Raw genomic sequence first — 24,587 nt, forward strand, 5'->3', positions numbered from 1 at the left:
GGTGCCGTTCAGGCCGCGGCCGGCTCGGCCGCCGTGGCGGCGTGCGCGGCGATCACCTCGGCCACCGCGGCGGTCAGCTTCTTGGCGTAGGGCACGTGCAGGAACTCGTTCGGACCGTGCGCGTTGCTCTTCGGGCCGAGCACACCGCAGACCATCATCTGCGCCGTCGGGAAGCCGGCGCTCAGCATGTTCATCAGCGGGATGGTGCCGCCCTGGCCGATGTAGCCGCAGGGCGCGCCGAAGTGGGCCAGGCTGGCGGCGTTGAGCGCGTCCTCGAACCACGGCACCATCGCCGGCGCGTTCCAGCCGGTGGCGCCGCCGCCGCCCTCGAAGGTGATCTTCGCCTGATAGGGCGCGTTGTCCTCCAGCAGTGTCTTGAGTTCGGCCATCGCCGTCGCCGCATCGACCAGCGGCGGCAGGCGCAGCGAGAGCTTGAAGGCGGTGGAGGGGCGCAGCACGTTGCCGGCGTCCTGCAGCGCGGGGAAGCCCTCTGCGCCGGTGACGCTGAGCGTGGGCTTCCAGGTGCGGTTGATCAGCGCCTCGACCGGATCGGTGGTGGTGGGCAGCGCGAAGGCCGTCGAACCGCCGCAGTCCCAGTGCGCCCAGGGGAAGCGCTTGTAGACCTCGTCGCCCAGGATGGCGGCGGTGGCCCTGGCCTGCGCCAGCCGGTCGGCCGGCACCTCGCAGTGGAAGCTGGCCGGCAGCAAGCGGCCCGTCTTGCTGTCCTCCAGCCGGTCGAGCACCTGCCGCATGATGCGGAAGCTCGACGGCACCAGGCCCGAGGCGTCGCCCGAGTGCACGCCCTCGGTGAGAATCTCCACCTTCAGCGTGCCGCCGGCCATGCCGCGCAGCGAGGTGGTGAGCCACAACTGGTCGTAGTTGCCGGCGCCCGAGTCGAGGCAGATCACCAGCGCCACGTTGCCCAGGCGTGGCCGCAGCGCATCGACGTAGGGCAGCAGGTCGTAGGAGCCCGACTCCTCGCAGGTCTCGATCAGGCCGACGATGCGCGGATGCGGCACCTTCTGGGCCTTCAGCGCCTGCACCGCCGCGATGCTGGCGTAGACCGCGTAGCCGTCGTCGGCGCCGCCGCGGCCGTAGAGCAGGCCGTCCTCGTACTTGGGCGTCCAGGGGCCGAGGTCCTTGCGCCAGCCGGTGAACTCGGGCTGCTTGTCCAGGTGGCCGTACATCAGCACCGTGTCGGTCATCGACGTGCCGCTGGCGGGCACCTCGAAGAACAGCACCGGCGTGCGGCCTTCGAGGCGCACAATCTCCAGCTTCAGCCCTTCGACCTTCTGCGCCTCGACCCACTGCGCGGCATTGCGCAGCACCGTCTCCAGGTAGCCGTGCTGCACCCAGTCCTGGTCGAAGCCGGGCGACTTGGCGGGGATGGCGATGTAGTCGGTGAGCTGGCGCACGATGTCGCCGTCCCACTTCGAGGAGACGTCGGCCAGGGCGCGCTCGGCATCGAGCAGGCCGGCCGGGATTTCGCGGTGCAGGGGTGCGTTCATCGGAAGCTTCTCCGAGTTGGTACGTGGGGAGGATCGAGCGGGCCATTTTGCGCCCGGAACGCGCCACGCGTAGAGTGCGCCGGATCAACCCGGAGCGTCTCTTGAGCCCTGCGAAGAAGCCATCCACCGTCCGCGTCGGCATCGGCGGCTGGACCTACGAGCCCTGGCGCGGCAGCTTCTACCCCGAGGGCCTGGCGCATGCCCGGGAGCTGCAGCACGCCAGCCGCCGCCTCACGGCCATCGAGGTCAACGGCACCTACTACAGCACCTTCAAGCCGCCCACCTTCCGCAAGTGGCACGACGAGACGCCCGACGGCTTCATCTTCTCGCTCAAGGCCAACCGCTTCGCGACCAACCGCAAGGTGCTGGGCGCCGCCGGGGACTCCGTCGCGCGCTTCACAGGCAGCGGCCTGGAGGAGCTGCGCGCGAAGCTGGGGCCCATCGTGTGGCAGTTCATGCCCACCAAGGCCTTCGAGGCGGAGGACTTCGAGGCCTTCCTCGCGCTGCTGCCGAAGAAGGCGGGCAGCCGCACGCTGCAGCACGTGATGGACGTGCGGCACCCGAGCTTTTTGTGCGAGGCCTACCGCGCGCTGGCAGCGAAGTACGGCGTGTCGACGGTGTTCACCGACGCGGAGAAATTCCCCTCTTTCGACGAGCCGCAGGGACCGATCGCCTATGCCCGGCTGATGCGGGCCGAATCAGGCCACCCGGCAGGCTATGCGCCCCGGGCCCTGGACGCATGGGCCGAGCGCGCGAAGGGATGGGCGGGCGAACGGCCCACCTTCGTCTACTTCATCAATGGCGCCAAGGAGCGTGCGCCCGCGGCGGCGCAGGCGCTGCTGCAGCGGCTGGGCTGGACGCCGCCCGAGCCGGAGCCCGCGCCCCCGAAACGCGGGCGCGGGAAGTGAACGGCCGGAAAGATCAGGCCGCGGCCTGCAGTGCCGGCTTGCCGCTGCTGTTGGTGCTGCTGCTTTCGCTGCCGCCGGTGCCCACGCTCACCTCGCCGGAGAGCTGGCCGCCTTCCTCGATGACGACCTTGCCGTAGCGGATCTTGCCGGTGACCTTGCCGGTGGCGTGGATCACCAGCTTCTCGCGGGCGGTGAGGTTGCCGTCGAACTGGCCGCGGATCTCGGCGATGTCGATCGAGACCGAGCCCTTGAACGCGCCCGACTCGGCGATCTGGATCACGCGCGAGTCCATGGTCGCCTCGACCGTGCCCTCGACCACCAGCGTGTCGCAGTCCGTGATCTCGACGCCCTTGAGCTTGATGTTCGGGCCGACGGTGAGCTTGCTGCCGCCTTCCTTGACCGCCCCGTTGCTGACGGCGGCGGCGGTGCCGGACGTGCCGAGCGACGAAGAAGGCGTGACGGGAGTGCCCGAGAGATTGGTGCCGCCCATCAGGGGCGCGGGACGGGAATTCGCAGCGTCGGTGTCACGGTCGCGCTTGCCGAAGAAGGGGGATTGCGATGCCAATGGGTGCTCCTCGGGGAAAAGGTGCATGGTAGGGAGCGCTCACCAGCGAGCTGCACTTCATTACGCAAGATCGGTAACCAAATCCCCGAGGGCGGGCGTCGGGGAGTACTTCCTTCTTCGTTGCGTCCCCGCGCGCAGCGCTCACAGCCATCCGGCGCGGCCCTGCGTCACGTCGCCGATGCGCGCGACCAGCGCGTCGGCATCGTCCTCGGCGACCGCGAAGCCGATCTCCACCAGGCTGCCGTGCGCGACGTCCTCGATCTGCGCGCCGGCCGCCGCCAGCTCGCGCCGCACCGCGCCTTCGGCGGCATAGGGCAGCGCGCAGCGCAGCGGGCGCATGCGCCGCAGCGGCACCGGCTGCGCGTCCTTGAGGGCCTGCGTCACGCTCTCGGCGTAGGCGCGCACCAGCCCGCCCGCGCCCAGCTTCACGCCGCCGAAGTAGCGCACCACGGTGGCCAGCACACCCTCGAGTTCGCGGTGGCGCAGCACTTCCAGCATCGGGCGGCCCGCGGTGCCCGCCGGCTCGCCGTCGTCCACCGCCGCGGACTGGCCGCCGGCCATCAGCGCCCAGCACACATGCGTGGCGGCAGGATGCTCTGCGCGCAGCCGCGCCACGACCGCCTGCGCCGCCGCGCGGTCGGGCACCGGCTGCACGCAGGCGATGAAGCGGCTCTTGCGCACCAGCAACTCGGCGTGTGCCGCGGCGGCGAGGGTGAAGGCCATGCAGCGGCCTGCTTCAGCCCCGCTCGAAGCGGAAGACCGCCGTGCCCGCGCGCGCGTTGGGCAGCCAGCGCACCTCGCGGCCGTCCTGCAGGCCGAAGGCATCGAGGATGCGCAGGCGGTTCTTGCGCGCGAGGATCTCGAAGTCCTTGAAAGTGCCGACGCGGATGTTGGGCGTGTCGTACCACTGGTAGGGCAGCCGCCGCGTGACCGGCATGCGTCCGCGCGCCACGCTGACGCGGTTGGGCCAGTGCGCGAAGTTGGGGAAGGCGACGATGCCGGTGCGGCCCACGCGCGCGGTCTCGCGCAGCATCACCTCGGCGTTGCGCAGGTGCTGCAGCGTGTCGATCTGCAGCACCACGTCGAAGCTGGCGTCCTCGAACATCGTCAGCCCCTCGTCGAGGTTGAGCTGGAGCACCTGCACGCCACGGCGCACGCACTGCAGCACGTTGCCGTCGGCGATCTCGACGCCGTAGCCGCTGCAATCGCGCTCGCGCATCAGGCGCGCGAGCAGGGTGCCGTCGCCGCAGCCCAGGTCGAGCACGCGTGCGCCCTGCGGCACGAGGCGCACGATCGCGTCATGGATGACCTGGTCGTTCATTGCAGCTCCCCCGCGATGCCTTCGAACCAGGCGCGCACCACGCCCAGGTAGCGCACGTCGTCCAGCAGGAAGGCGTCGTGGCCGTGCGGCGCGTCGATCTCCGCATAGCTGACGCTGCGCCGGTTGTCCAGCAGCGCCTTGACGATCTCGCGGCTGCGCTGCGGCGAGAAGCGCCAGTCGGTGGAGAAGCTCACCAGCAGGAACTTCGCCGTGGCGCGCGCCAGGGCGGCGGCGAGGTCGCCGCCGTGTCCGCCGGCCGGGTCGAAGTAGTCCAGCGCGCGGGTGATCAGCAGGTAGGTGTTGGCGTCGAAGTACTCGCTGAACTTGTCGCCCTGGTAGCGCAGGTAGCTCTCGATCTGGAACTCGACGTCCTGCGTGGTGTAGCGGACCACGCCCTCCCTCAGCTCACGTCCGAACTTCTCGTTCATCACGTCGTCGCTGAGGTAGGTGATGTGGCCGATCATCCGCGCGATGCGCAGGCCGCGCTTGGGCACCACGCCGTGCTCGTAGAAATGGCCGCCGTGGAAGTCCGGGTCGGTCACGATGGCGCGGCGCGCGACCTCGTTGAAGGCGATGTTCTCGGCATTGAGGTTGGGCGCGCTGGCGATCACGGCCGCGTGGCGCACGCGCTCGGGGTACTGCAGCGTCCACGACAGCGCCTGCATGCCGCCCAGGCTGCCGCCCATCACCGCGGCCAGCGTGTCGATGCCCAGCGCGTCGAGCAGGCGGGCCTGGGCATCGACCCAGTCCTCCACCGTCACCACCGGGAAGTCGGCGCCGTAGACGCGGCCGGTGGCGGGGTTCACGTGCATCGGCCCGGTGGAGCCGAAGCAGGAGCCCAGGTTGTTGATGCCGATGACGAAGAAGCGGTCGGTGTCCACCGCCTTGCCCGGGCCGATCATGTTGTCCCACCAGCCTTCGGACTTCGGCTGGCCGGCGTAGCGGCCGGCCACATGGTGCGAGGCGTTGAGCGCGTGGCATACCAGCACGGCGTTGCTGCGCTCGGCGTTGAGCGTGCCGTAGGTCTCGTAGGCCAGCGTGTAGTCGCCGAGGGAGGCGCCGCTTCGCAGCGCCAGCGGCGCGGCGAAGGACATGGATTGCGGCGTGACGTCGAAGGACATGGAGGAGAAAAAGAAAACCCGGCCTCGCCAAAAACGAGCCGGGTTCGTGCCGCGTCCGTCTTTAGCTGAACTTGTTAAGCGCCCGCAAGCTGGAGCAAATCGGCGCGAGGCGAAGTATAGGCGCGGGCGCCGTCACGCGCCCCAGCCGGCCAGCGCCGCCACGCCGAGCACCAGGAAGATGACGGCCGAGACGCCGTGCACCAGCCGGATCGGCACCTTGCGCACGATGCGCTCGCCCAGCCACACCACCGGCGCGTTGGCCAGCATCATGCCCAGCGTGGTGCCGATCACCACCGGCACGTAGTCCTGCGTGAAGCGCGCGGCCAGCATCACGGTGGCGATCTGCGTCTTGTCGCCCATCTCGGCCAGGAAGAAGGCGATGAGCGTGGTGCCGAAGACACCGAAGCGCGAGGTGCGCGGCGTGTCGTCCTCGTCGAGCTTGTCGGGGATCATCATCCACGCCGCCATCGCGATGAAGGAGACGCCGAGGATCCAGCGCAGCACGTCCGGCCCCAGCACGCGCGTGACCCACGCACCCACCGCGCCGGCCAGCGCATGGTTGACCACCGTGGCGGCGAAGATGCCCAGCACGATCGGCCAGGGTTTGCGAAATCGTGCGGCGAGCACGAGGGACAGAAGTTGGGTCTTGTCGCCCATTTCGGCCAGCGCGACGATGCCGGTGGCCACCAGAAAGGCTTCCATGTGGGTATGTGGGGTTCCTCGGCCGAAGGACACGATTGACCACGCAGCCCTTCGGCCTTTTTCCCGAAGCTGCGCAGTCAATGGTCTCGCCAGGTTCTCACTGCCGGCGCCATGCCTCGCGTGGGGGCAAGGCAAGTTTGTTGACGCAGGCCCTCTCGCGCGGCGGCGGAAGGCGGCTACTCCCCAATGACGGGGCGCATTCTAGCCATGCGCGCGAGGCTCTGCGCGGCCGCATTTTTATCAGTGAATACTTACTTTCAACAAGAAAGCCGCAAGTGGTCAATTCAGGGGCAAATTCCTGTTGGCGCCGCACATAAATCACCCATAATGGTCGGGCGTTCGGCCTGCATTTGGCAGCCGGGCCATCGGGTGATCGGTCAGTTTCGCCGGGCCTGCCTCAGACAAGGGGCAGTCCCCGCGCCCGGGACTCCATCGCTTTTCTTTCGTGTTCATAGGAGTCCCTTGATGGGCAACAAACTGTACGTCGGCAACCTGCCCTATTCGGTGCGCGACGGCGATCTCGAGCAGGCGTTCAGCCAATTCGGCGCGGTGACCAGCGCCAAGGTCATGATGGAGCGTGAAACCGGCCGCTCCAAGGGCTTCGGCTTCGTGGAAATGGGCAGCGATGCCGAGGCGCAGGCCGCCATTCAGGGCATGAACGGCCAGCCGCTGGGCGGCCGCAGCGTGGTCGTGAACGAAGCGCGCCCGATGGAGCCGCGCCCGCCCCGTAGCGGTGGCTACGGTGGTGGCGGCGGTGGCTACGGCGGCGGTGGTGGCGGCTACGGCGGTGGTGGTGGCGGCGGCTATGGCGGCGGTGGCCGCAGCGGCGGTGGCGGCGGCTACGGCGGCCGCGGCGGTGGTGGTGGCGGCGGCAACGACGGCAGCTTCCGCAGCCCCTACGGCACCGGCCCGCGCGGCGGCGGCGGTGGTGGTCATCGCGGCGGCGGTGGCGGCGGCTACGGCGGCGGCAACAGCGGTTATTGATGCATCCGGTGCGGCTCAGGCGAGCCGCATCAGGATCTTGCGAAAAAGGGCTCCCTCGGGAGCCCTTTTCGTTGGGCCGGCCGTCACTGCTCGCTGCGCCGCTTCTTGCGGCCGCGGCCCTGGGCCAGCCGGTCGAACAGGGCGTTGGGCAGCAGGCGCATCAGCTTGGCGACCACGCCCATCTGCCACGGGATCACGCGGTAGCTGGTGCCGGCCTCGATGGCGCGGAAGGCCCGGTCGGCGAAGGCGTCGGCCTGCAGCAGGAAAGGCATGCCGTAGCGGTTGCCGCGCGTGAGCGGCGTGTCGACGTAGCCGGGGCACAGGGTCACGACCTTGACGCCGCTGCCGTGCAGTTCGCCGCGCAGGCTCTCGCAGTAGGCCACGACGCCGGCCTTGCTGGCGCAGTAGGCGCCATGGCCGGGCAGGCCGCGGATGGCGGCCACGCTGGCGATGCCGACCAGCCGGCCGCTGCCGCGCCGGCGCATGGCGGCGACGAAGGGATGGAAGGTGGCAGCCAGCCCGACGTTGTTGATGGCGAAGGTCTGCGCCATCACGTCCAGGTCCTCGCGCTCGGCGGTGTCCATGCCGATGCTGACGCCGGCGTTGGCGATCACCGCGTCGGGCAGCCCCTGGGCGTCGATGCAGGCCCGGCCGGCGGCGGCGATGCTGTCGATGTCGGCCACGTCGGCGCCGTACACCCGGCAGTTCTCGGCGCCCAGGCCGCGCGCGTCCGCCCATGCCTGGACTTCCGTCACGCGGCGCGCCACCAGGGCCAGACGCCAGCCCGCGTCCGCATAGCGCGCGGCCAGCGCCTGGCCGATGCCGCTGGAAGCGCCGGTGATGAAGACCAGGGGGCCGGCCTGTGGCATGGCGTCAGCGCCGCGCGCCGGGGGTGGGTGGCGCGATGAAGCCGCGCACCCGCCCCTGCAGGTTGGCCACGCCGGAGAGGTGGTCGTAGTCCATCGCGTCGGCGGTGAAGCGGTCGCTGCCGCGGGTGAGGATGACGGGCCGGTCCGAGCGCACGCGCTCGGTGTCCACGTAGGCATGCAGGAACTCGCCGCGGAACTCCAGCCGCGGCAGCACGCGGCCGTTGGGCTGCACGGCCGCGTCGCGCACCACGATGGCGTTGCCGAAGAGCTGGATCTCGCTGCCGTCGCCGTTGGACAGGCCGCGGTCGGCGCTGGCGTGGGTGACCAGGCCCTGGGGCGAGATCGAGCGCACGCGCACCTGATCGACCTCCAGCGTGTCGGTGTCGGGGTAGTGCCGGCCCTCCTTGCCCGTCATCTCGCTGCGCAGCTGGCCGGTGCCCAGGAAGTTCTTGACGGTGAAGTCGCGCATGAAGAAGTCGGGCTCGTGTATCGGCGCCTCCTTGGCCGCCGGCTGGACCAGCCGCGGCGCGTTGCGTACCAGCCAGTAGGTGCCCAGCGCCAGCGCGCCCATCAGGATGATCGGCAGGTACAGGCTGGCGCGGTCCAGCGCCATGCGCAGCAGCGCCCAGCCTTGCTTGAAGTCCATCGCCATCAGGAGGCCGCTCCCTCGGCCGCGTCGAGCAGGCGCTGGTAGTGGCCGCCGGCCAGGAGCAGCAGGTCGCAGAACTCGCGCGCCGCGCCTTCGCCGCCGCGGGCGGCGGTGACGTGGCGCACGGCGGCCCGCACCTCGGCGTGGGCGTTGGCGGGCGCGGCGGAGAAGCCGGCGCGCCGCAGCACCGGCAGGTCCGGCCAGTCGTCGCCGATGGCGGCGGCCTGCGCCCAGCCCAGGCCCAATTCGGCCAGCAGCGCCTCGGCGGCCGGCCGCTTGTCGCTGACGCCGTAGCGCGCATGGGCGACGCCCAGCGCCTCCAGCCGCACGCGCAGCGGCTGCGAGTCGCGCCCGGTGATCACCACCGGCTCGATGCCGGCGCGGCGCAGCAGCTGCAGGCCGTAGCCGTCGAGGATGGAGAAGCGCTTGAGCGTCTCGCCCTCGGCGCTGAAGTACACGCCGCCGTCGGTGAGCACGCCGTCGACATCGAAGAAGGCGACGCGCACGTCCTGCGCGGCCAGCAGCAGCTCGGGCGCGAAATGCACGGCCGGCATCAGATGACCTTGGCCCGCATCAGGTCGGTGGTGTTCAACGCGCCGACCAGCCGGCCTTCAGCGTCGACCACGAACAGGCGGGTGATGCCGTGCTGCTCCATCAGCTCCGCGGCCTCGACCGCCAGCGCGTCGGCGCGGATGGTGCGCGGGCCGCGGTGCATCACGTCGGCGGCGGTGGGCGTGCGCAGGTCGGCGCCGGCCTCGATCAGGCGGCGCAGGTCGCCGTCGGTGAAGATGCCCTCGGCCCGGCCGCCCTCGCCCATCACGGCCGCCGCGCCGAAGCCCTGGATGCTCATCGTGCGCATCAGCTCGGAGATGCCGGCCGTGGGCGCCACGCGCGGCACGGCCTCGCCGCTGCGCATGACGTCGCTGACGTGGGTGAGCAGCTTGCGGCCCAGCGCGCCGCCGGGGTGCGAGCGGGCGAAGTCCTCGGCGCCGAAGCCGCGCGCGTCCAGCAGCGCGACGGCCAGCGCATCGCCCAGCGCCATCTGCGCGGTGGTGCTGGCGGTGGGCGCGAGGTTGAGCGGGCAGGCCTCCTTCTCGACGCCGCTGTCGAGCACGACGTCGGCATGTCGGGCCAGGGAGGATTCGCGCCCGCCGGTCATGGCGATCAGCGGCACGCCCTGGCGCTTGACGACCGGCAGGATGGCGGCCAGCTCGTCGCTCTCGCCGCTGTTGGAGATGGCCAGCACGATATCCACCGCCTTGATCATGCCCAGGTCGCCGTGGCTGGCCTCGGCCGGGTGGACGAACATGGCGGGCGTCCCGGTGGACGCCAGCGTGGCGGCGATCTTGCGCCCGACGTGGCCGCTCTTGCCCATGCCCATCACGACCACCCGGCCGCGCACCTCGAGGATGCGGCGCACCGCCTCGATGAAGGAGGGGCCGATCCGCGCCTTCAGCCCGAGCACGGCCGCGGACTCGATGTCGAAGGTCGCGCGGGCGCGCGCCAGCAGCGCGTCGGAATCCAGGGGCAGGGAGGGCATCGCGGAATTTTATCGGCCGGCACGGCGGCAAGCCCCTTGCTAGCATCCGGCCATGCGCTCGTTCGAACTCACGCTGATGTACCTGCTGGCCGCGGTGCTCGGCGTGGTGACCTGCCGCTCCTTCAAGCTGCCGCCGATGCTGGGCTACCTGGTGGCGGGCGTGCTGATCGGGCCGCACGCGCTCAGGCTCTCGGACAACGACGAGGGCATCAAGCACCTGGGCGAGTTCGGCGTGGTGTTCCTGATGTTCGTGATCGGCCTGGAGTTCAGCCTGCCCAAGCTGCGGGCGATGCGCAAGCACGTGTTCGGGCTGGGCGCGCTGCAGGTGACGCTGACCATGCTGGCCGCCACTATCGGCGCGCTGGCGCTGTCGCGCGTGCTGCCGCCGCGCTGGCAACTGGGCTGGCAGACGGCGCTGGCGCTGTCGGGCGCGCTGGCGATGAGCAGCACGGCGATCGTGGTCAAGCTGATGGCCGAGCGGCTGGAGCTGGAGAGCGAGCACGGCCGCCGCGTGATGGGCGTGCTGCTGTTCCAGGATCTGGCGGTGGTGCCGCTGCTGGTGCTGGTGCCGGCGCTGGGCGCGCCGCCGGAGGCGCTGGCCAAGGCGCTCGGCCTGGCCATGCTCAAGGCCACGGTGCTGGTCGGGCTGCTGCTGTACGGCGGCCCGCGGGTGATGCGCTGGTGGCTCACGCTGGTGGCGCGCCGCCGCAGCGACGAGCTGTTCATGCTGAACCTGCTGCTGGTCACGCTGGGCCTGGCCTGGCTGACGGAGCAGGCCGGGCTGTCGCTGGCGCTGGGCGCCTTCATCGCCGGCATGCTGGTGTCGGAGACGGAATACAAGCACCAGGTGGAGACCGACATCCGCGCCTTCCACGACGTGCTGCTGGGCCTGTTCTTCATCACCATCGGCATGTCGCTGGACTGGCACGTGGTGGTGGACCACTGGGTGCTGGTGGCGCTGCTGCTGGTGCTGCCGCTGCTGTTCAAGCTGGCGCTGGTGACGCTGCTGGCGCGCCTGCTGGGCGCGACCACAGGCGTGTCGCTGCGCACGGGCCTGTACCTGGCGCAGGCGGGCGAGTTCGGCTTCGTGCTGCTGGCGCTGGCGCAGGGGCGCTCGCTGCTGCCGGAATGGCTGGCCAGCCCGGTGCTGGCCGCGATGATTTTGTCGATGCTGGCCACGCCCTTCATCGTGCTGTATAGCGAGGCGATCGTGCGCAAGCTGGTGGCCAGCGACTGGCTGCAGCAGTCGCTGCAGATGACGCAGATCGCGCGCAAGACCATCAACACGGCGCGCCACGTGATCATCTGCGGCTACGGCCGCTGCGGGCAGAACCTGGCGCGCATGCTGGAGCGGGAGGGCATCCCCTACATGGCGCTGGACCTGGACCCGGACCGCGTGCGCCAGGCCGCCGCCGCGGGCGATTCGGTGGTGTTCGGCGACGCCGCGCGCCTGCAGGCGCTGATGGCCGCCGGCCTGGCGCGCGCCAGCGCGGTGGTGGTCACCTACCTGGACGTGCCGGGCGCGATGAAGGTGCTGGCCCACACCCGCTCGCATGCGCCGCAGGTGCCGGTGATCGTGCGCACGCAGGACGACCGCGACCTGGAGAAGCTGCAGGCCGCCGGCGCCACCGAGGTGGTGCCCGAGGCCATCGAGGGCTCGCTGATGCTGGCCAGCCACGCGCTGGCGCTGGTGGGCGTGCCGATGCGGCGCGTGATCCGGCTGGCGCAGGAACAGCGCGACGCCCGCTACAACCTGCTGCGCGGCTATTTCCACGGGGCCGACGACGACGCCGGCGACGAGCTGGACTACGAGCGGCTGGACACGCTCACCCTGGCCCCGGGCGCGCGCGCCATCGGCCAGCCGCTGGCGCAGCTCGCGCTGCATGCGGTGGGCGTGCGGGTCGCCAGCCTGCGCCGCCACGGCGGGCAGCCGGCCGATCCGCATGACGACACGGTGCTGGCCGACGGCGATACGCTGGTGCTCTCGGGCAAGCCGGGCGCACTGGCGGCGGCGGTGGACAGGCTGCAGCGCGGCTAGCGCGGCGGCAGGCCGGCGACGCGCTCCAGCCGCTCGGCCGTCATCCACTCGTCCCGGTAAAGGAAGAAGCGGCGCTGCTGCATCAGGCGCCAGCCCTGCGGACTCACCTGCCAGCGCCCGCCGCGCCAGGCCGGCAGCTGCCGGGCGAAGGCATCGGCGACCTCCGGCGACGCCAGCCAGGGCGCGGCGCCGTCGAGCGACCAGACCACCTCGGCCGCCACGCCCGGATACACCTGGCCCCGCACGCGCGTGGGCCCGACGGCGCCGATGCCGCGCACCGAGGCCAGGCGCAGTCCGCGCGCGATGCACAGTTGCCGCCCGCCCGTCCAGTCCGTCAGTTCGGGGCGCGGCGCATAGGTGCGCAGCGCCGGCGGCTCCGACTCGCCGGCCGGCTCGTCGGGCTCGCGCTCGTACAGGCCGGCCGCGGCCAGCGTGTCCATCCACGACAGCGTTGCCGCATCGCCGGCCTGGACATGCACCGGCTGCGCGTCATAGGCCAGGCCGTTGGCCATGCACAAGGGGTCGCGCGACTGCGCGTCGCCGCGCTCCAGCGCGGCACGCAGCGCCTGCGGCGAGACGTCCGGCATCGGCTCCGGCCGGGTCGCGATGGCCACGCCGCCCAGCCCCAGCACCGCGATCGCCGCCAGCGCCAGCGACATCCAGCCGGTGCGACGCCACCAGCCCGGCGGGCGGTCCGGATCGTCCGCCGCGTCCAATGGCGAGAAGGCCGACAGGCGAACGGGCTGGGTGAAGACCACGGCCCCGCAGGCCGGGCAGAAGCTCGCGTCCGCGGCCAGGTCGGCGCCGCAGGCAGCGCAGTGCGGCGTCGGCGGGGTGCCGGCAGGGCCTTGCGTCATGCGGGCCTCCGCGGGGGGATGTCAGAAGAGTGCCTGTCCGCCGCAGGACGCACCGGGCGGGAGAAGTGGGGCGGGCGCGGCAGAGCGGCCATGGTGTTCTCGTGGCTCGCGCCGCTTCAATTGGCGTACGTCGGGTTGCGCCGCTCTTCCTCTGCCTGCTGCTGGCGCCGCACCGCCTCGCACTGCGGATGCGCGCGCTGCGCGGGCTTGGCGCATTCCGCCACCAGGCAGCGCGCCCGGGCGATGAAGTTCTGCCCGGCACATGCGGCCTCGGGCGCGGGCGGCGGAGGCGGCGGTGCGGGAGGCGCAGGCGCCTCGGCCACCGGCGGAGGCGGGGCGGGCACAGGCGCCGGAGCCGGCTTGCGTACCGCGGCGGGACGGGGCGCCGCGGCGCGCGGTGAAGGGGCAGGCGCAGGCGGAGCTGCCTCCTGCACGGGCGGCGCCGGCTCGGGTGCGGGCGGCGCCGGCGGCGCGGCAGGGGGTTCCGCCACGGGCGGCGGCTCGGGCGCCGGCGGAGGCGCGACGGGCGGTGGCGCGGGGAGCGCAGGCACAGGGGCTTCGGCAACGGCCGTCGGTCCGCCGCGATCGCGCATCAGATAGACGCCCGCCCCGATGGCCAGCACGACGGCAGCGGCCAACACGCCGGCCACCAGCGGGGCCTTGCCGCGCGATGGCGGCGGCGCTGGTGGTGACGGCGCATGCACGGCCGCCGGAGCAGGCGCCGCGGGCGGCGGTGCGGGAGTGCGGCCGGCTCGGGGCGACGGCAGGATGACGGTACGCTCGCCCGGGTCCGGGTCTGCCTCGTCCAGGTCGGCCGGCATGGTGACCGGCCACTCGCCTTCGTCGGCGGCAGGCTGGGCGCCGGCGCCCAGCCGCGCGCCGCAGCTGCGACAGAACTTGGCTGCGTCCCGGTTCTCCACGCCGCAGGCGCCGCATACCACAGGCATTCCAAGGCTCCTACCACTGTTTGTAACAATGGTATAGGGCGGAGACAGTGTTGTGTAAAGAAAAGTGGCGCTGTTACACGTGCCGTCAGGTCACGGCCACACGCCGCGCCTTGTGGCCCAGGCGCCGCGACAGCACCAGGCCCAGCGCCATCGCCAGTTCCAGCGCGATGCCCGGCTGCCGGTTGCCCATCTCGCTGAAGCGCAGCGGCGTCAGCCGCCACATGCGGCAGGCGCCCGCGGCCGTGACGCTGGCCGAGCGCGGCTGGCGCGAGAAGAAGGAGCCCTCGCCGACGACCGAGCCGGCGTTGACGATCGCAATCTGCACCTCGCCCTTGCTGGACAGGCGGTGCACGCTCAGCGAGCCGGACTCGACGAAGAACAGCGAGCGGTCGTGCGCCCCTTCGTCGATCAGCGTCTGCGTCGGCGCCAGCTCGAAGGACTGCAGGTACGAGCCCAGCACCTCCCACTGCGCCGGCTGGAGGGCGGGTGCGAAGGCATCGTCGCTGGTGTTCTGGGCGATGGCCTGGCACAGATCCTGGATGGTGGCGGGCATGGTGGTTCTCGTGATGGGTGCGCCATTGTTCGGCGCTTTCTCTTACTTTCCAATACAGAAGCGCGAAAAGATCACGCCGAGCAGCTCGTCGGCGCCGAATTCTCCCGTGATCTCGTTCAGCGCGTTCTGCGCCAGCCGCAGCTCCTCGGCCAGCAGGTCGAGGGGCGCCGCGGCGGCGTGCAGGTGGGCATGGGCCAGGGCGAGGTGTTCGCCCACGCGCGCCAGGGCTTCAACGTGCCGGGCGCGCGCCAGGTAGACACCTTCGGGCATGGCCTGCCAGCCGGCCAGCGCCAGCAGGCGCTGGCGCAGGGCGTCCAGCCCGTCGCCGGTGCGGGCCGACAGGCGCAGGCCACCCTCGGGCACGGCGGCCTGCGGCACCGCGTCGGCCTTGTTCCACACCTCCAGCACGGGCACCTGCGCCGGCAGGCGCTCGGCCAGGGCGGCGCGGATGGCGGCATCCGCCGCCCGGTAGTCGGGCAGGCCGGCACGCGTCAGGTCGTGCAGGAACAGCAGCGCGTCCGCCTCCTCGATCTGCCCCCAGGCGCGCTCGATGCCGATGCGCTCGACCTCGTCGCCGCTGTCGCGCAGGCCGGCGGTGTCGATGACGTGCAGAGGCACGCCCTGGATCTGGATGGTCTGCGAGACGACGTCGCGCGTGGTGCCGGGGATGTTGCTGACGATGGCCAGTTCGGCGCCGGCCAGCGCGTTGAGCAGCGAGCTCTTGCCGGCGTTGGGCTGGCCGGCGATGACGATGCGGATGCCCTCGCGCAGCAGCGCGCCCTGGCGGGCCCGCTGCTGCACCGCGGCGAGCCGGTCCTGCAGCGCCTGGAGCTGGCCCGCCGCATCGGCCTGGCGCAGGAAGTCGATGTCCTCCTCCGGGAAGTCCAGCGTCGCCTCCACCAGCATGCGCAGGTGGACCAGCGCGTCGCGCAGCACGTGGACCTCGCGCGAGAAGGCGCCGCCCAGCGAGCGGCCGGCGCTGCGCGCGGCGGCCTCGGTGCTGGCGTCGATCAGGTCGGCGATGGCCTCGGCCTGCGCCAGGTCGATCTTGCCGTTCTGGAAGGCGCGGCGGCTGAACTCGCCGGGCTGCGCCACGCGCAGGTTGGGCAGGCGCGGGCGGCCGGTGGCGGGGTCGGCCTCGGCGGCGGCCTCCAGGCAGCGCGCGAGCAGCAGCTGCAGGACGACCGGGCCGCCGTGGGCCTGCAGCTCCAGCACGTCCTCGCCGGTGAAGGAGCGCGGGGCGGGGAAGAAGATCGCCAGGCCGTGGTCGATGGGTTGGCCCGCCGCGTCGAGGAAGGGCAGGTAGGTGGCCTCGCGCGGCGCCAGGGCGCGCGCGCACAGGGCCTGCGCCAGCGGCGCGAGGCCGCGGCCCGACACGCGCACGATGCCCACCGCACCGCGTCCCGACGCGGTGGCGACGGCGGCGATGGGATCGTCGAACTGGGCCAGCATGCGGCGATTCTTCCAGCAAAAACGGGAAGGGGCCGCGCAGCGGCGGCCCCTTCCGGCGCGTCGTCGGACGGCGCGGCTACTTGGTCTTCTTCGTGCCGAGCACGCCCAGGCGCTTGTTGATCACCCACTGCTGGGCGATCGACAGCACGTTGTTGGTGATCCAGTACAGCACCAGGCCGGCCGGGAAGAAGAAGAACATCACGCTGAACACCAGCGGCATGATCCACATCAGCCGGGCCTGCATCGGGTCCGGCGGCGTGGGGTTGAGCCAGGTCTGCAGCAGCGTGGTGGCCGTCATCACCAGGGGCAGGATGAACCACGGATCGGGCGCCGAGAGGTCCTTGATCCACAGGATCCAGGGCGCGTGGCGCATCTCCACCGAGGACAGCAGCACCCAGTACAGCGCGATGAACACCGGGATCTGGATCAGGATCGGGAAGCAGCCGCCCAGCGGGTTGACCTTCTCCTCGCGGTAGATGCGCATCATCTCCTGCTGCATCTCCTGCGGCTTTTCCTTCAGGCGCTCGCGCATCTCCATGATGCGCGGGTTGATCGCCTTCATCTTGGCCATGCTGGCGTAGGCCTTGGCGTTGAGCCAGTAGAAGGCCGCCTTCAGCAGCACCACCAGCGCGACGATGGCCCAGCCCCAGTTGCCCAGCATCTTGTGCAGCTGGTCGAGCAGCCAGTACAGCGGCTTGGAGATGATGGCGAAGATGCCGTAGTCCTTGACCAGATCGAGCCCGGGCGCCAGGGTCTCGAGCTTCTTCTCCTCCTCGGGGCCGGCGAACAGCTGCGTCTCGACGGTCTGCGAAGCGCCGGGCGCCACCGCCGGCAGGCTGGCGACCATCGCCACGGCATAGAGGTTGTTGCCCAGCGTCTCCGGGCCCTGCACGCGGAACTCGCGCTTCAGGCCGGCCTCGTGCGTCGGCTCCAGCAGCCAGGCCGAGGCGAAGTAGTGCTGCACCATCGCGACCCAGCCGGTGCTGGAGGCCGGCGGCACCTCGGCCTTGTTCTTGGCGATGTCGGCAAAGCTGATCTTGTGGAACTTCTTCTCTTCGGTATAGGCAGCCGGGCCGGTGAAGGTGCTGGTGCCGAACATGGTGCCGCTCTGCTCGGCGCCGTGGCGCAGCAGCTGCAGGTACAGCTGCGGCTCGCGCGGCTGGTCGCCGACGTTGACGACCTCGTGCTTCACGCCGATCACGTACTGGCCGCGCTTGAACACGTAGGTCTTGACGTACTTGAGGCCGCCCACCGGCTGCGACTCGAAGACCACCTCCAGGGTGTCCTGGCCGTCCGCCAGCCTGTGGGGGCCGGGGCGCACGGCCATCGGCGCCAGGTGCGTCGGGAAGGCCGGGCCGCCGGCCACCGGATTGAGCAGGCCGGTCTGCGCCAGGTAGCGGTTGGCGGGCACGCCGTCGTCCATGAGCACCACGTTGCGGTCGATCACCGGCAGCGGCTCCATGCCGGCCAGCCTGCGCGCCAGGGGGATCAGCCCGCCCTTGTTGAGCTCCTCGTCGAACTGCGTCAGCTCCAGGCGCGCCAGCGTGCCGCCCTGGCCGTCGAGGGTGGCCTTGTACACGTCGGTCTCGATCTCGACCTTCTGCGCCGCGACGGCCGCGGGCCCGTCCGCCGCGGTCGGCAGGGTGGCGGGCGCCGTGGCGGCCGGTGCGCCGGGGGCGGGGGTGCCGCCGCCGGCGGGGGCGTCGGCCGGCGTGGTCTGCGCGGTCTGGTGCGCCGAGGGCAGGAAGGTCGGCTTGCGGCCGTTGTGGACCTGCCATTGGTCCCACAGCATCACCAGCGAGAACCCGAAGATCACCCAGAGGATGGTGCGGCGAATGTCGTTCATGAAGACTTCTTGTCGGAGGTCAGTGAGGAGAACAGCCCGGGGCCGCGGCGGCCGGCGGCGGCCGGCACCGGGTCGTACCCGCCGGCGCACCAGGGCTGGCAGCGCACCAGGCGCCGCGCCGCGAGGTAGCTGCCGCGCGCGGCGCCGTGCCGCTCGAGCGCCTCGATGGCATAGAGCGAGCAGGTCGGCGTGAAGCGGCAGGCGCCGCCCAGCCAGGGGCTGAGCAGCAGCCGGTAGCCGCGCACCACGGCGATGAGCAGGCGCCGCATCACGATGCGTCGGCCCGCGCGGCGCGCGCGAAGAGCTGTTCGAGTTCGGCCCGCACGGCGCGCTTGAGCGCGTCCGAGCTGGCGCTCACGAAGCGGCTGCGGTCGAAGCCGGCGCGCAGCCGCACCACGTGGGCGGCCTGCGGCAGCGCCGCGCCTTCGGCCAGGGCATAGATCTGCCGCCGGATGGCGTTGCGCGTGACGGCGCGACGCGCCCAGCGCTTGGGCACCATCGCGCCGAGCCAGACGTCGTCGGCAGGCTGGAAAAGAGGAGGTTGCGCCGCCGCCGCGCCCGCAGCGGGAGCGGCGAGCGCACAGCGATGCAGGGCGAAATGCGCGGTCCGCGCCACGGTCACAGCCGACAGGGCCGCCTGGAACTGGGCGCGCGTGCGGAGCCGGCGCATGTGCCGATCCCGCCCCCGCGCCCGACGGCCCGCAGCCTCAGACGGCCAGGCGCTTGCGGCCCTTGGCGCGGCGGGCGTTGATGACGGCGCGGCCGCCACGGGTCTTCATGCGGACCAGGAAGCCGTGGGTGCGGGCACGGCGGATCTTCGACGGTTGGTAGGTGCGTTTCATGATGCTTCTTCTTCCAAGGACAGGGCGGCCCGCCGGAAGGCTTCGGGCCACGGCCGCTCGATCAAGAGCGACGAGCGACGTGCCAGGGCCTCCGGGGTGGCGGGCTTGGGGAATTCCGCCCTGCCGGGCCAGGCCGACGTGCGGACTCAAGAGAACCCGCGATTATCGCAAAGATTTGCCGCACCGCAACTTCCGTCGGACATCAAGCGGGTTTCGGCGGCCCCGTCAAGGGGTGTGGATAAGTTTTTGACAAGTTAGAATCGCGGCGGCATGCCGGCCCCCGCTATCCACACCACCAACAACCATTCGATGCCCGAGGGACAACGCCTTGAACCACCCCGCCATGTCGGCTGAAGGGGTGGGCGCCAGCCTCTGGCAGGCCTGCGTCGACCAGTTCGCGCAGGAGCTGTCCGAGCAGCAGTTCAACACCTGGATCAAGCCCCTGACCGCGCAGGTCACAGACGACCTGGGGCGGATGACGGTCTTCGTCGCCAACCGCTTCAAGCTGGACTGGATCCGCGCCCAGTACGCTGCCCGCCTGGCCGACATGGCCGAGAAGCTCTCCGGCCAGCCCGTGGCCATTGAGTTAGCGCTTGCTCCGCGGGAAATGCCCGTCCGCATGCCGGTCGCGATGCCCGCCGTGGCCGAAGCCGAGCTGCCGCGCGAAGCGGTCGGCGCCGCCGAGGAACCGGCCGGGGGCTTTCGCAACCGGCTCAACGCGCAGCTCACCTTCGACACGCTGGTGGAGGGCTCGGCCAACCGCATGGCGCGTGCCGCGGCGATGCACGTGGCGGGCACGCCGGGCCACCTGTACAACCCCCTCTTCATCTACGGCGGCGTCGGCCTGGGCAAGACGCACCTGATGCATGCGGTGGGCAACAAGCTGCTGGCCGACCAGCCTCAGGCCAAGGTTCTCTACATCCATGCCGAGCAGTTCGTCTCGGATGTGGTCAAGGCCTACCAGCGCAAGACCTTCGACGAGTTCAAGGAGCGCTACCACTCGCTCGACCTGCTGCTGATCGACGACGTGCAGTTCTTTGCCAACAAGGACCGCACGCAGGAGGAATTCTTCAACGCCTTCGAGGCCCTGCTGGCGAAGAAGTCGCACATCGTGATGACCAGCGACACCTACCCGAAGGGCCTGACGGACATCCACGAGCGGCTGGTCTCGCGCTTCGACTCCGGCCTCACGGTGGCGATCGAGCCGCCGGAGCTGGAGATGCGCGTGGCGATCCTGATCAACAAGGCGCTGGCCGAGGGCGCGGAAATGCCCGAGGAGGTGGCCTTCTTCGTGGCGAAGAACGTGCGCTCCAACGTGCGCGAGCTCGAAGGGGCGCTGCGCAAGATCCTGGCGTACTCGCGCTTCAACCAGAAGGAGATCTCCATCCAGCTGGCGCGCGAGGCGCTGCGCGACCTGCTGTCGATCCAGAACCGGCAGATCAGCGTGGAGAACATCCAGAAGACGGTGGCCGACTATTACAAGATCAAGGTCGCCGACATGTACAGCAAGAAGCGCCCGGCCTCCATCGCGCGGCCGCGCCAGATCGCGATGTACCTGGCCAAGGAGCTGACGCAGAAGAGCCTGCCGGAGATCGGCGAGCTGTTCGGCGGCCGCGACCACACCACCGTGCTGCACGCGGTGCGCAAGATCGCGGGTGAGCGCCAGCAGCTCACGGAGCTGAACCAGCAGCTCCACGTGCTGGAACAGACGCTCAAGGGATGAGCAAAGTGTTCACGCGGGCCGGAGACAATGCAGGGCGCTCGCGCGAACACACGCAAGAGTCAAGATCGAGGACGAAGAGAGAAAAGGTCGATTCATGATTGTTCTGAAGGCTCCCCAAAGCCAGGTGCTGGCGGCCCTCCAGTCGGTGGCGGGCATCGTCGAGCGGCGGCACACGCTGCCGATCCTGGCCAACGTGCTGATCCGCAAGGCCGGCGGTCAGCTGCAACTGACCACCAGCGATCTGGAGATCCAGATCCGCACCACCGCCGAGCTGGGCGGCGACGAGGGCGCCTTCACCACCACGGTGGGCGCGCGCAAGCTGATCGACATCCTGCGCACCATGCCGGCCGACCAGGTGGTGAGCCTGGAGTCGAGCCAGAGCAAGCTGGTGCTCAAGGGCGGCAAGAGCCGCTTCACCCTGCAAAGCCTGCCGGCGGAGGACTTCCCGCTGGTGCAGGAGTCGGCCAGCTTCGGCCCGGCCTTCAGCGTGCCGCAGAGGACGCTGAAGAACCTGCTGGGCCAGGTGTCCTTCGCCATGGCGGTGCACGACATCCGCTACTACCTCAACGGCATCCTGTTCGTGGCCGAGGGCCAGCAGCTCAGCCTGGTGGCCACCGACGGCCACCGCCTGGCCTTCGCCTCGGCCACGCTGGACGTGGAAGTGCCCAAGCAGGAGGTGATCCTGCCGCGCAAGACGGTGATCGAGCTGCAGCGCCTGCTCTCGGACGCGGGCGGCGAGGACGCGCCGGCCATCGAGATGCAGTTCGCCAACAACCAGGCGAAGTTCAGCTTCGGCGGCATGGAGTTCGTCACCAAGCTGGTCGAGGGCAAGTTCCCCGACTACAACCGCGTGATCCCCAAGAACCACAAGAACAGCGTCACGCTGGGCCGCGCCGCGCTGCTGGCCAGCCTGCAGCGCACCGCCATCCTGACTTCCGAGAAGTTCAAGGGCGTGCGCCTGAACATCGAGCCCGGCACGCTTCGCATCGCGTCGAACAACGCCGAGCAGGAAGAGGCGGTGGACGAGTTGGACATCGACTACGGCGGCGACGCGATCGAGATCGGCTTCAACGTGAGCTACCTGATCGACGCGCTGGCCAACATGAGCCAGGACATGGTCAAGCTGGAACTGCAGGACGGCAACAGCTCGGCGCTGGTCACGATTCCCGACGACGCGAACTTCAAGTACGTCGTGATGCCGATGCGAATCTGACGCCGCCGCGCGCAGCGTGGCGACTTGCGCAGACACCCCGCGGGCTTCCGCGGGTTTTGTCTTTGATGAGCCGAAGAAAACCAGGGAACCGACCGGAAGGACGAGTACGAAGATGAGCGACAACCAGCAGCAGCCCGAGACCCCCCAGACCCCGCCGCAGGGCAACGGCGGCGGCTACGACGCCGGCTCGATCCAGATCCTCGAAGGGCTGGAGGCGGTGCGCAAGCGTCCTGGCATGTACATCGGCGACACCTCCGACGGCACCGGCCTGCACCACCTGGTGTTCGAGGTGGTGGACAACTCCATCGATGAGGCGCTGGCGGGCTTCTGCGACGACATCGTCGTGACCATCCACACCGACAACTCCATCAGCGTGACCGACAACGGCCGCGGCATCCCGACCGGGATCAAGATGGACGACAAGCACGAACCCAAGCGCTCGGCGGCCGAGATCGCGCTGACCGAACTGCACGCGGGCGGCAAGTTCAATCAGAACAGCTACAAGGTCTCGGGCGGCCTGCACGGCGTGGGCGTGTCCTGCGTGAACGCCCTCAGCAAGATGCTGCGCCTGACGGTGCGCCAGGAGGGCAAGGTGCACGTGCTGGAGTTCAGCAAGGGCTTCGTGCAGAACCGCCTGCTGGAGCAGGTCGACGGCGTCGAGGTCTCGCCCATGCGGATCACCGGCGAGACGGACAAGCGGGGCACCGAGGTGCACTTCCTGCCCGACACCGAGATCTTCAAGGAGAACAGCGACTTCCACTACGAGATCCTCAGCAAGCGGCTGCGCGAACTCTCGTTCCTGAACAACGGCGTGCGCATCCGCCTGGTCGACGAGCGCACCGGCAAGGAGGACGACTTCTCCGGCGCCGGCGGCGTGAAGGGCTTCGTCGAGTTCATCAACGGCGCCAAGAAAGTGCTGCACCCCACCGCCTTCTATGCGATCGGCGAGCGCCCGGCCGACAGCTACGGCGGCATCCCCGGCACCAGCATCTCGGTGGAAGTCGCGATGCAGTGGAACGACGCCTACAACGAGCAGGTCCTCTGCTTCACCAACAACATCCCGCAGCGCGACGGCGGCACGCACCTGACGGGCCTGCGCGCGGCGATGACGCGGGTGATCGGCAAGTACATCGAGAGCAACGAGCTGGCCAAGAAGGCCAAGGTCGAGGTCAGCGGCGACGACATGCGCGAGGGCCTGTGCTGCGTGCTGAGCGTGAAGGTGCCCGAGCCCAAGTTCAGCAGCCAGACCAAGGACAAGCTGGTCAGCTCCGAGGTGCGCGCGCCGGTGGAGGACATCGTCGCCAAGGCGCTGACCGACTACCTGGAAGAGCGCCCGAACGACGCCAAGATCATCTGCGGCAAGATCGTCGAGGCCGCCCGCGCGCGCGAGGCGGCGCGCAAGGCGCGCGAGATGACGCGCCGCAAGGGCGTGCTCGACGGCATGGGCCTGCCGGGCAAGCTGGCCGACTGCCAGGAGAAGGACGCCTCGCAGTGCGAGATCTACCTGGTAGAGGGCGACTCCGCCGGCGGCAGCGCCAAGCAGGGGCGCGACCGCAAGTTCCAGGCGATCCTGCCGCTGCGCGGCAAGATCCTGAACGTGGAGAAGGCGCGCTACGAGAAACTGCTGACCAGCAACGAGATCGTCACGCTCATCACCGCCCTGGGCACCGGCATCGGCAAGGCCAGCGCCGAGAGCGGCAAGAGCGGCGCCGACGACTTCGACATCGCCAAGCTGCGCTACCACCGCATCATCATCATGACCGACGCGGACGTGGACGGCGCGCACATCCGCACGCTGCTGCTGACCTTCTTCTACCGCCAGATGCCCGAGCTGGTGGAGAACGGCCACATCTACATCGCGCAGCCGCCGCTGTACAAGGTCAAGGTCGGCAAGGAGGAGCAGTACCTCAAGGACGGCTCGGCGCTCGACGCCTTCCTGCTCAGGGTGGCGCTGAAGGACGCCAGCGTCATCACAGGAAGGTCGCCTGACGGCTCCGTGCCGGCGGCCAATGTGATCCGCGGCGAGACGCTGGACGAGCTGGCCCGCAAGCACCAGCTCGCCGAGGCCGTGATCGAGCGCCTGGGCGCCTTCATGGACGTGGAGGCGCTGCGTGCCATCGCCGACGGCGTGGCGCTGAACCTGGACACCACGCCCGAGGCCGAGGCCAGCGCCGTGGCGCTGCAGGCCAAGCTGCGCGAGCTGAACAGCAACGGCGCGCCGGCCGAGGTGTCGAACGAGTTCGACGCGCGCACCGACAAGCCGCTCTTGCGCATCAGCCGCCGCCACCACGGCAACATCAAGAGCAGCGTGATCACGCAGGACTTCGTGCACGGCGCCGACTACGCCGCGCTGGCCGAGGCGGCCCACACCTTCCGCGGCCTGCTGGGCGAGGGCGCCGCCGTGCGGCGTGGCGAGGGCGACAAGGCCAAGGAAGAGAAGGTCAGCGACTTCCGCGGCGCCATGGCCTGGCTGCTCAGCGAAGCCGAGCGCGCCACCAGCCGCCAGCGCTACAAGGGCCTGGGCGAGATGAACCCCGAGCAGTTGTGGGAGACCACGATGGACCCCGAGGTGCGCCGCCTGCTGAAGGTCCAGATCGACGACGCCATCGAGGCCGACCGCGTGTTCACCATGCTGATGGGCGACGAGGTCGAGCCGCGGCGCAACTTCATCGAGACCAATGCGCTCCGGGCGGCGAACATCGACGTGTGAGCCGAAGAAAGGCGATCCCACTTCCTCCCGTAAAGGCCGCCTCGTGCGGCCTTTTTCTTGACCGCATCCACCCGATTGTTTCCGCTGCGTGAACGCCGCGGTTCCGCGAGTTGCGGGTTTTCCCTATGCTTTCGGCGCACACTTCTCCTCACAGAACGACGCCGCCCACCGGTAGACATGAAGCGAGGTGAGAGGCGGTTCTGGATGGACTCGGCACCGCTGCGGTGGCCGCCCCGAGC

At 70.3% G+C, this 24,587-nt stretch carries 24 protein-coding genes and 1 riboswitch; of the genes, 6 read left to right on the forward strand and 18 right to left on the reverse strand.

The annotated features are described in order from the left end of the window. Positions 1-8: 8 nt before the first annotated feature. Complete coding sequence (locus Q392_RS05105; protein WP_038202392.1) at positions 9-1,508, reverse strand: M20 family metallopeptidase; 1,500 nt, start codon at positions 1,506-1,508, stop codon at positions 9-11. Positions 1,509-1,609: 101 nt separating this feature from the next. On the opposite strand from Q392_RS05105, the gene Q392_RS05110 reads away from it, so the two are divergent. Next, on the forward strand, positions 1,610-2,416 hold the full coding sequence (locus Q392_RS05110; RefSeq protein ID WP_038202396.1) for a DUF72 domain-containing protein: 807 nt from the start codon (positions 1,610-1,612) through the stop codon (positions 2,414-2,416). A 13-nt stretch (positions 2,417-2,429) separates the two neighbouring features. On the opposite strand, the gene Q392_RS05115 is transcribed toward Q392_RS05110, so the two are convergent. From Q392_RS05115 to Q392_RS05135, 5 genes are all read right to left on the reverse strand, one after another. Beyond that, on the reverse strand, positions 2,430-2,981 hold the full coding sequence (locus Q392_RS05115; protein ID WP_038202399.1) for a bactofilin family protein: 552 nt from the start codon (positions 2,979-2,981) through the stop codon (positions 2,430-2,432). 141 nt (positions 2,982-3,122) lie between these two features. Beyond that, positions 3,123-3,704, reverse strand: coding sequence for an IMPACT family protein (locus tag Q392_RS05120; protein ID WP_038202402.1), 582 nt, complete (start codon positions 3,702-3,704; stop codon positions 3,123-3,125). Positions 3,705-3,717: 13 nt separating this feature from the next. Next, positions 3,718-4,302: a methionine biosynthesis protein MetW gene (metW, locus tag Q392_RS05125; protein ID WP_038202405.1), complete on the reverse strand. Its 585-nt coding sequence runs from the start codon at positions 4,300-4,302 to the stop codon at positions 3,718-3,720. Next, the gene (gene metX / locus Q392_RS05130) at positions 4,299-5,423 is read right to left on the reverse strand and encodes a homoserine O-succinyltransferase MetX (protein ID WP_038202407.1); all 1,125 of its coding nucleotides are present in this window, start codon (positions 5,421-5,423) and stop codon (positions 4,299-4,301) included. The genes metW and metX overlap by 4 nt, the downstream gene beginning before the upstream one ends. Positions 5,424-5,555: 132 nt before the next feature. Continuing rightward, on the reverse strand, positions 5,556-6,125 hold the full coding sequence (locus Q392_RS05135; RefSeq protein WP_038202408.1) for a TMEM165/GDT1 family protein: 570 nt from the start codon (positions 6,123-6,125) through the stop codon (positions 5,556-5,558). Positions 6,126-6,142: 17 nt separating this feature from the next. Continuing rightward, a riboswitch (yybP-ykoY riboswitch) is annotated at positions 6,143-6,322 on the reverse strand. A 268-nt stretch (positions 6,323-6,590) separates the two neighbouring features. Between Q392_RS05135 and Q392_RS05140 the strand changes: the two genes are divergently transcribed. Continuing rightward, entirely contained in the window at positions 6,591-7,109 is a 519-nt protein-coding gene (locus tag Q392_RS05140; RefSeq protein WP_038202409.1) for an RNA recognition motif domain-containing protein, read from the forward strand. Positions 7,110-7,192: 83 nt separating this feature from the next. Here Q392_RS05140 and Q392_RS05145 read toward each other — a convergent pair whose 3' ends face one another. The 4 genes from Q392_RS05145 to Q392_RS05160 are packed head-to-tail and all read right to left on the reverse strand — an operon-like array spanning position 7,193 to position 10,167. Then, positions 7,193-7,978 carry an SDR family oxidoreductase gene (locus Q392_RS05145; RefSeq protein WP_038202410.1) on the reverse strand — a complete coding sequence of 262 codons (786 nt, stop codon included), beginning with the start codon at positions 7,976-7,978 and terminating at the stop codon, positions 7,193-7,195. A gap of 4 nt (positions 7,979-7,982) precedes the next feature. Further along, positions 7,983-8,630, reverse strand: a complete 648-nt coding sequence (gene lptC, locus Q392_RS05150) for an LPS export ABC transporter periplasmic protein LptC (RefSeq protein WP_038202412.1) — start codon at positions 8,628-8,630, stop codon at positions 7,983-7,985. Beyond that, entirely contained in the window at positions 8,630-9,181 is a 552-nt protein-coding gene (locus Q392_RS05155; RefSeq protein WP_038202414.1) for a KdsC family phosphatase, read from the reverse strand. Before Q392_RS05155 ends, lptC begins: the two co-directional genes overlap by 1 nt. Beyond that, on the reverse strand, positions 9,181-10,167 hold the full coding sequence (locus tag Q392_RS05160) for a KpsF/GutQ family sugar-phosphate isomerase (protein ID WP_038202416.1): 987 nt from the start codon (positions 10,165-10,167) through the stop codon (positions 9,181-9,183). The genes Q392_RS05155 and Q392_RS05160 overlap by 1 nt, the downstream gene beginning before the upstream one ends. 52 nt (positions 10,168-10,219) lie before the next feature. On the opposite strand from Q392_RS05160, the gene Q392_RS05165 reads away from it, so the two are divergent. Continuing rightward, on the forward strand, positions 10,220-12,205 hold the full coding sequence (locus Q392_RS05165; protein WP_038202418.1) for a monovalent cation:proton antiporter family protein: 1,986 nt from the start codon (positions 10,220-10,222) through the stop codon (positions 12,203-12,205). Here Q392_RS05165 and Q392_RS05170 read toward each other — a convergent pair. From Q392_RS05170 to rpmH, 8 genes are all read right to left on the reverse strand, one after another. Beyond that, a complete protein-coding gene (locus tag Q392_RS05170) occupies positions 12,202-13,062 on the reverse strand; it encodes a zinc ribbon domain-containing protein (RefSeq protein WP_038202420.1) in 861 nt (286 codons plus the stop codon). The two genes, Q392_RS05165 and Q392_RS05170, sit on opposite strands and share 4 nt — an antisense overlap. 116 nt (positions 13,063-13,178) lie before the next feature. Then, on the reverse strand, positions 13,179-14,009 hold the full coding sequence (locus Q392_RS05175) for a DUF7577 domain-containing protein (RefSeq protein WP_038202422.1): 831 nt from the start codon (positions 14,007-14,009) through the stop codon (positions 13,179-13,181). Positions 14,010-14,094: 85 nt separating this feature from the next. Continuing rightward, entirely contained in the window at positions 14,095-14,562 is a 468-nt protein-coding gene (locus Q392_RS05180; protein WP_038202423.1) for a Crp/Fnr family transcriptional regulator, read from the reverse strand. A gap of 42 nt (positions 14,563-14,604) precedes the next feature. Further along, positions 14,605-16,014, reverse strand: a complete 1,410-nt coding sequence (mnmE, locus tag Q392_RS05185) for a tRNA uridine-5-carboxymethylaminomethyl(34) synthesis GTPase MnmE (protein WP_038202424.1) — start codon at positions 16,012-16,014, stop codon at positions 14,605-14,607. 76 nt (positions 16,015-16,090) lie between these two features. Next, positions 16,091-17,860 carry a membrane protein insertase YidC gene (gene yidC, locus Q392_RS05190; RefSeq protein WP_038202426.1) on the reverse strand — a complete coding sequence of 590 codons (1,770 nt, stop codon included), beginning with the start codon at positions 17,858-17,860 and terminating at the stop codon, positions 16,091-16,093. After that, positions 17,857-18,129 (reverse strand): membrane protein insertion efficiency factor YidD, encoded by a 273-nt coding sequence (yidD, locus tag Q392_RS05195; RefSeq protein WP_038202427.1) that lies wholly within the window; start codon positions 18,127-18,129, stop codon positions 17,857-17,859. Before yidD ends, yidC begins: the two co-directional genes overlap by 4 nt. Beyond that, positions 18,129-18,530, reverse strand: a complete 402-nt coding sequence (locus tag Q392_RS05200) for a ribonuclease P protein component (RefSeq protein ID WP_038202429.1) — start codon at positions 18,528-18,530, stop codon at positions 18,129-18,131. Before Q392_RS05200 ends, yidD begins: the two co-directional genes overlap by 1 nt. Before the next feature lie 37 nt (positions 18,531-18,567). Continuing rightward, on the reverse strand, positions 18,568-18,702 hold the full coding sequence (rpmH, locus tag Q392_RS05205; RefSeq protein ID WP_006299042.1) for a 50S ribosomal protein L34: 135 nt from the start codon (positions 18,700-18,702) through the stop codon (positions 18,568-18,570). A 343-nt stretch (positions 18,703-19,045) separates the two neighbouring features. Here rpmH and dnaA point away from each other — a divergent pair, with 343 nt between their 5' ends. The 3 genes from dnaA (at position 19,046) to gyrB (ending at position 24,348) form a co-directional block, all read left to right on the forward strand. After that, positions 19,046-20,425: a chromosomal replication initiator protein DnaA gene (dnaA, locus tag Q392_RS05210; RefSeq protein ID WP_038202433.1), complete on the forward strand. Its 1,380-nt coding sequence runs from the start codon at positions 19,046-19,048 to the stop codon at positions 20,423-20,425. A 94-nt stretch (positions 20,426-20,519) separates the two neighbouring features. After that, positions 20,520-21,638 carry a DNA polymerase III subunit beta gene (gene dnaN, locus Q392_RS05215; RefSeq protein WP_038202434.1) on the forward strand — a complete coding sequence of 373 codons (1,119 nt, stop codon included), beginning with the start codon at positions 20,520-20,522 and terminating at the stop codon, positions 21,636-21,638. A 112-nt stretch (positions 21,639-21,750) separates the two neighbouring features. Then, a complete protein-coding gene (gene gyrB, locus Q392_RS05220) occupies positions 21,751-24,348 on the forward strand; it encodes a DNA topoisomerase (ATP-hydrolyzing) subunit B (RefSeq protein ID WP_051952917.1) in 2,598 nt (865 codons plus the stop codon). The last annotated feature ends 239 nt before the right edge of the window (positions 24,349-24,587 follow it).

The sequence above is a fragment of the Xenophilus azovorans DSM 13620 genome, assembly GCF_000745855.1.
Taxonomy (GTDB): Bacteria; Pseudomonadota; Gammaproteobacteria; order Burkholderiales; family Burkholderiaceae_C; genus Xenophilus; species Xenophilus azovorans.

Coding starts and splice junctions, on each gene's coding strand:
- Q392_RS05105 (WP_038202392.1), bottom strand. CDS start 1,508: ATGAACGCACCCCTGCACCGCGAAATCCCGGCCGGCCTGCTCGATGCC.
- Q392_RS05120 (WP_038202402.1), bottom strand. CDS start 3,704: ATGGCCTTCACCCTCGCCGCCGCGGCACACGCCGAGTTGCTGGTGCGC.
- metW (WP_038202405.1), bottom strand. CDS start 4,302: ATGAACGACCAGGTCATCCATGACGCGATCGTGCGCCTCGTGCCGCAG.
- metX (WP_038202407.1), bottom strand. CDS start 5,423: ATGTCCTTCGACGTCACGCCGCAATCCATGTCCTTCGCCGCGCCGCTG.
- Q392_RS05135 (WP_038202408.1), bottom strand. CDS start 6,125: ATGGAAGCCTTTCTGGTGGCCACCGGCATCGTCGCGCTGGCCGAAATG.
- Q392_RS05140 (WP_038202409.1), top strand. CDS start 6,591: ATGGGCAACAAACTGTACGTCGGCAACCTGCCCTATTCGGTGCGCGAC.
- Q392_RS05145 (WP_038202410.1), bottom strand. CDS start 7,978: ATGCCACAGGCCGGCCCCCTGGTCTTCATCACCGGCGCTTCCAGCGGC.
- lptC (WP_038202412.1), bottom strand. CDS start 8,630: ATGGCGATGGACTTCAAGCAAGGCTGGGCGCTGCTGCGCATGGCGCTG.
- Q392_RS05155 (WP_038202414.1), bottom strand. CDS start 9,181: ATGCCGGCCGTGCATTTCGCGCCCGAGCTGCTGCTGGCCGCGCAGGAC.
- Q392_RS05160 (WP_038202416.1), bottom strand. CDS start 10,167: ATGCCCTCCCTGCCCCTGGATTCCGACGCGCTGCTGGCGCGCGCCCGC.
- Q392_RS05165 (WP_038202418.1), top strand. CDS start 10,220: ATGCGCTCGTTCGAACTCACGCTGATGTACCTGCTGGCCGCGGTGCTC.
- Q392_RS05170 (WP_038202420.1), bottom strand. CDS start 13,062: ATGACGCAAGGCCCTGCCGGCACCCCGCCGACGCCGCACTGCGCTGCC.
- Q392_RS05175 (WP_038202422.1), bottom strand. CDS start 14,009: ATGCCTGTGGTATGCGGCGCCTGCGGCGTGGAGAACCGGGACGCAGCC.
- Q392_RS05180 (WP_038202423.1), bottom strand. CDS start 14,562: ATGCCCGCCACCATCCAGGATCTGTGCCAGGCCATCGCCCAGAACACC.
- mnmE (WP_038202424.1), bottom strand. CDS start 16,014: ATGCTGGCCCAGTTCGACGATCCCATCGCCGCCGTCGCCACCGCGTCG.
- yidC (WP_038202426.1), bottom strand. CDS start 17,860: ATGAACGACATTCGCCGCACCATCCTCTGGGTGATCTTCGGGTTCTCG.
- yidD (WP_038202427.1), bottom strand. CDS start 18,129: ATGCGGCGCCTGCTCATCGCCGTGGTGCGCGGCTACCGGCTGCTGCTC.
- Q392_RS05200 (WP_038202429.1), bottom strand. CDS start 18,530: ATGCGCCGGCTCCGCACGCGCGCCCAGTTCCAGGCGGCCCTGTCGGCT.
- rpmH (WP_006299042.1), bottom strand. CDS start 18,702: ATGAAACGCACCTACCAACCGTCGAAGATCCGCCGTGCCCGCACCCAC.
- dnaA (WP_038202433.1), top strand. CDS start 19,046: ATGTCGGCTGAAGGGGTGGGCGCCAGCCTCTGGCAGGCCTGCGTCGAC.
- dnaN (WP_038202434.1), top strand. CDS start 20,520: ATGATTGTTCTGAAGGCTCCCCAAAGCCAGGTGCTGGCGGCCCTCCAG.
- gyrB (WP_051952917.1), top strand. CDS start 21,751: ATGAGCGACAACCAGCAGCAGCCCGAGACCCCCCAGACCCCGCCGCAG.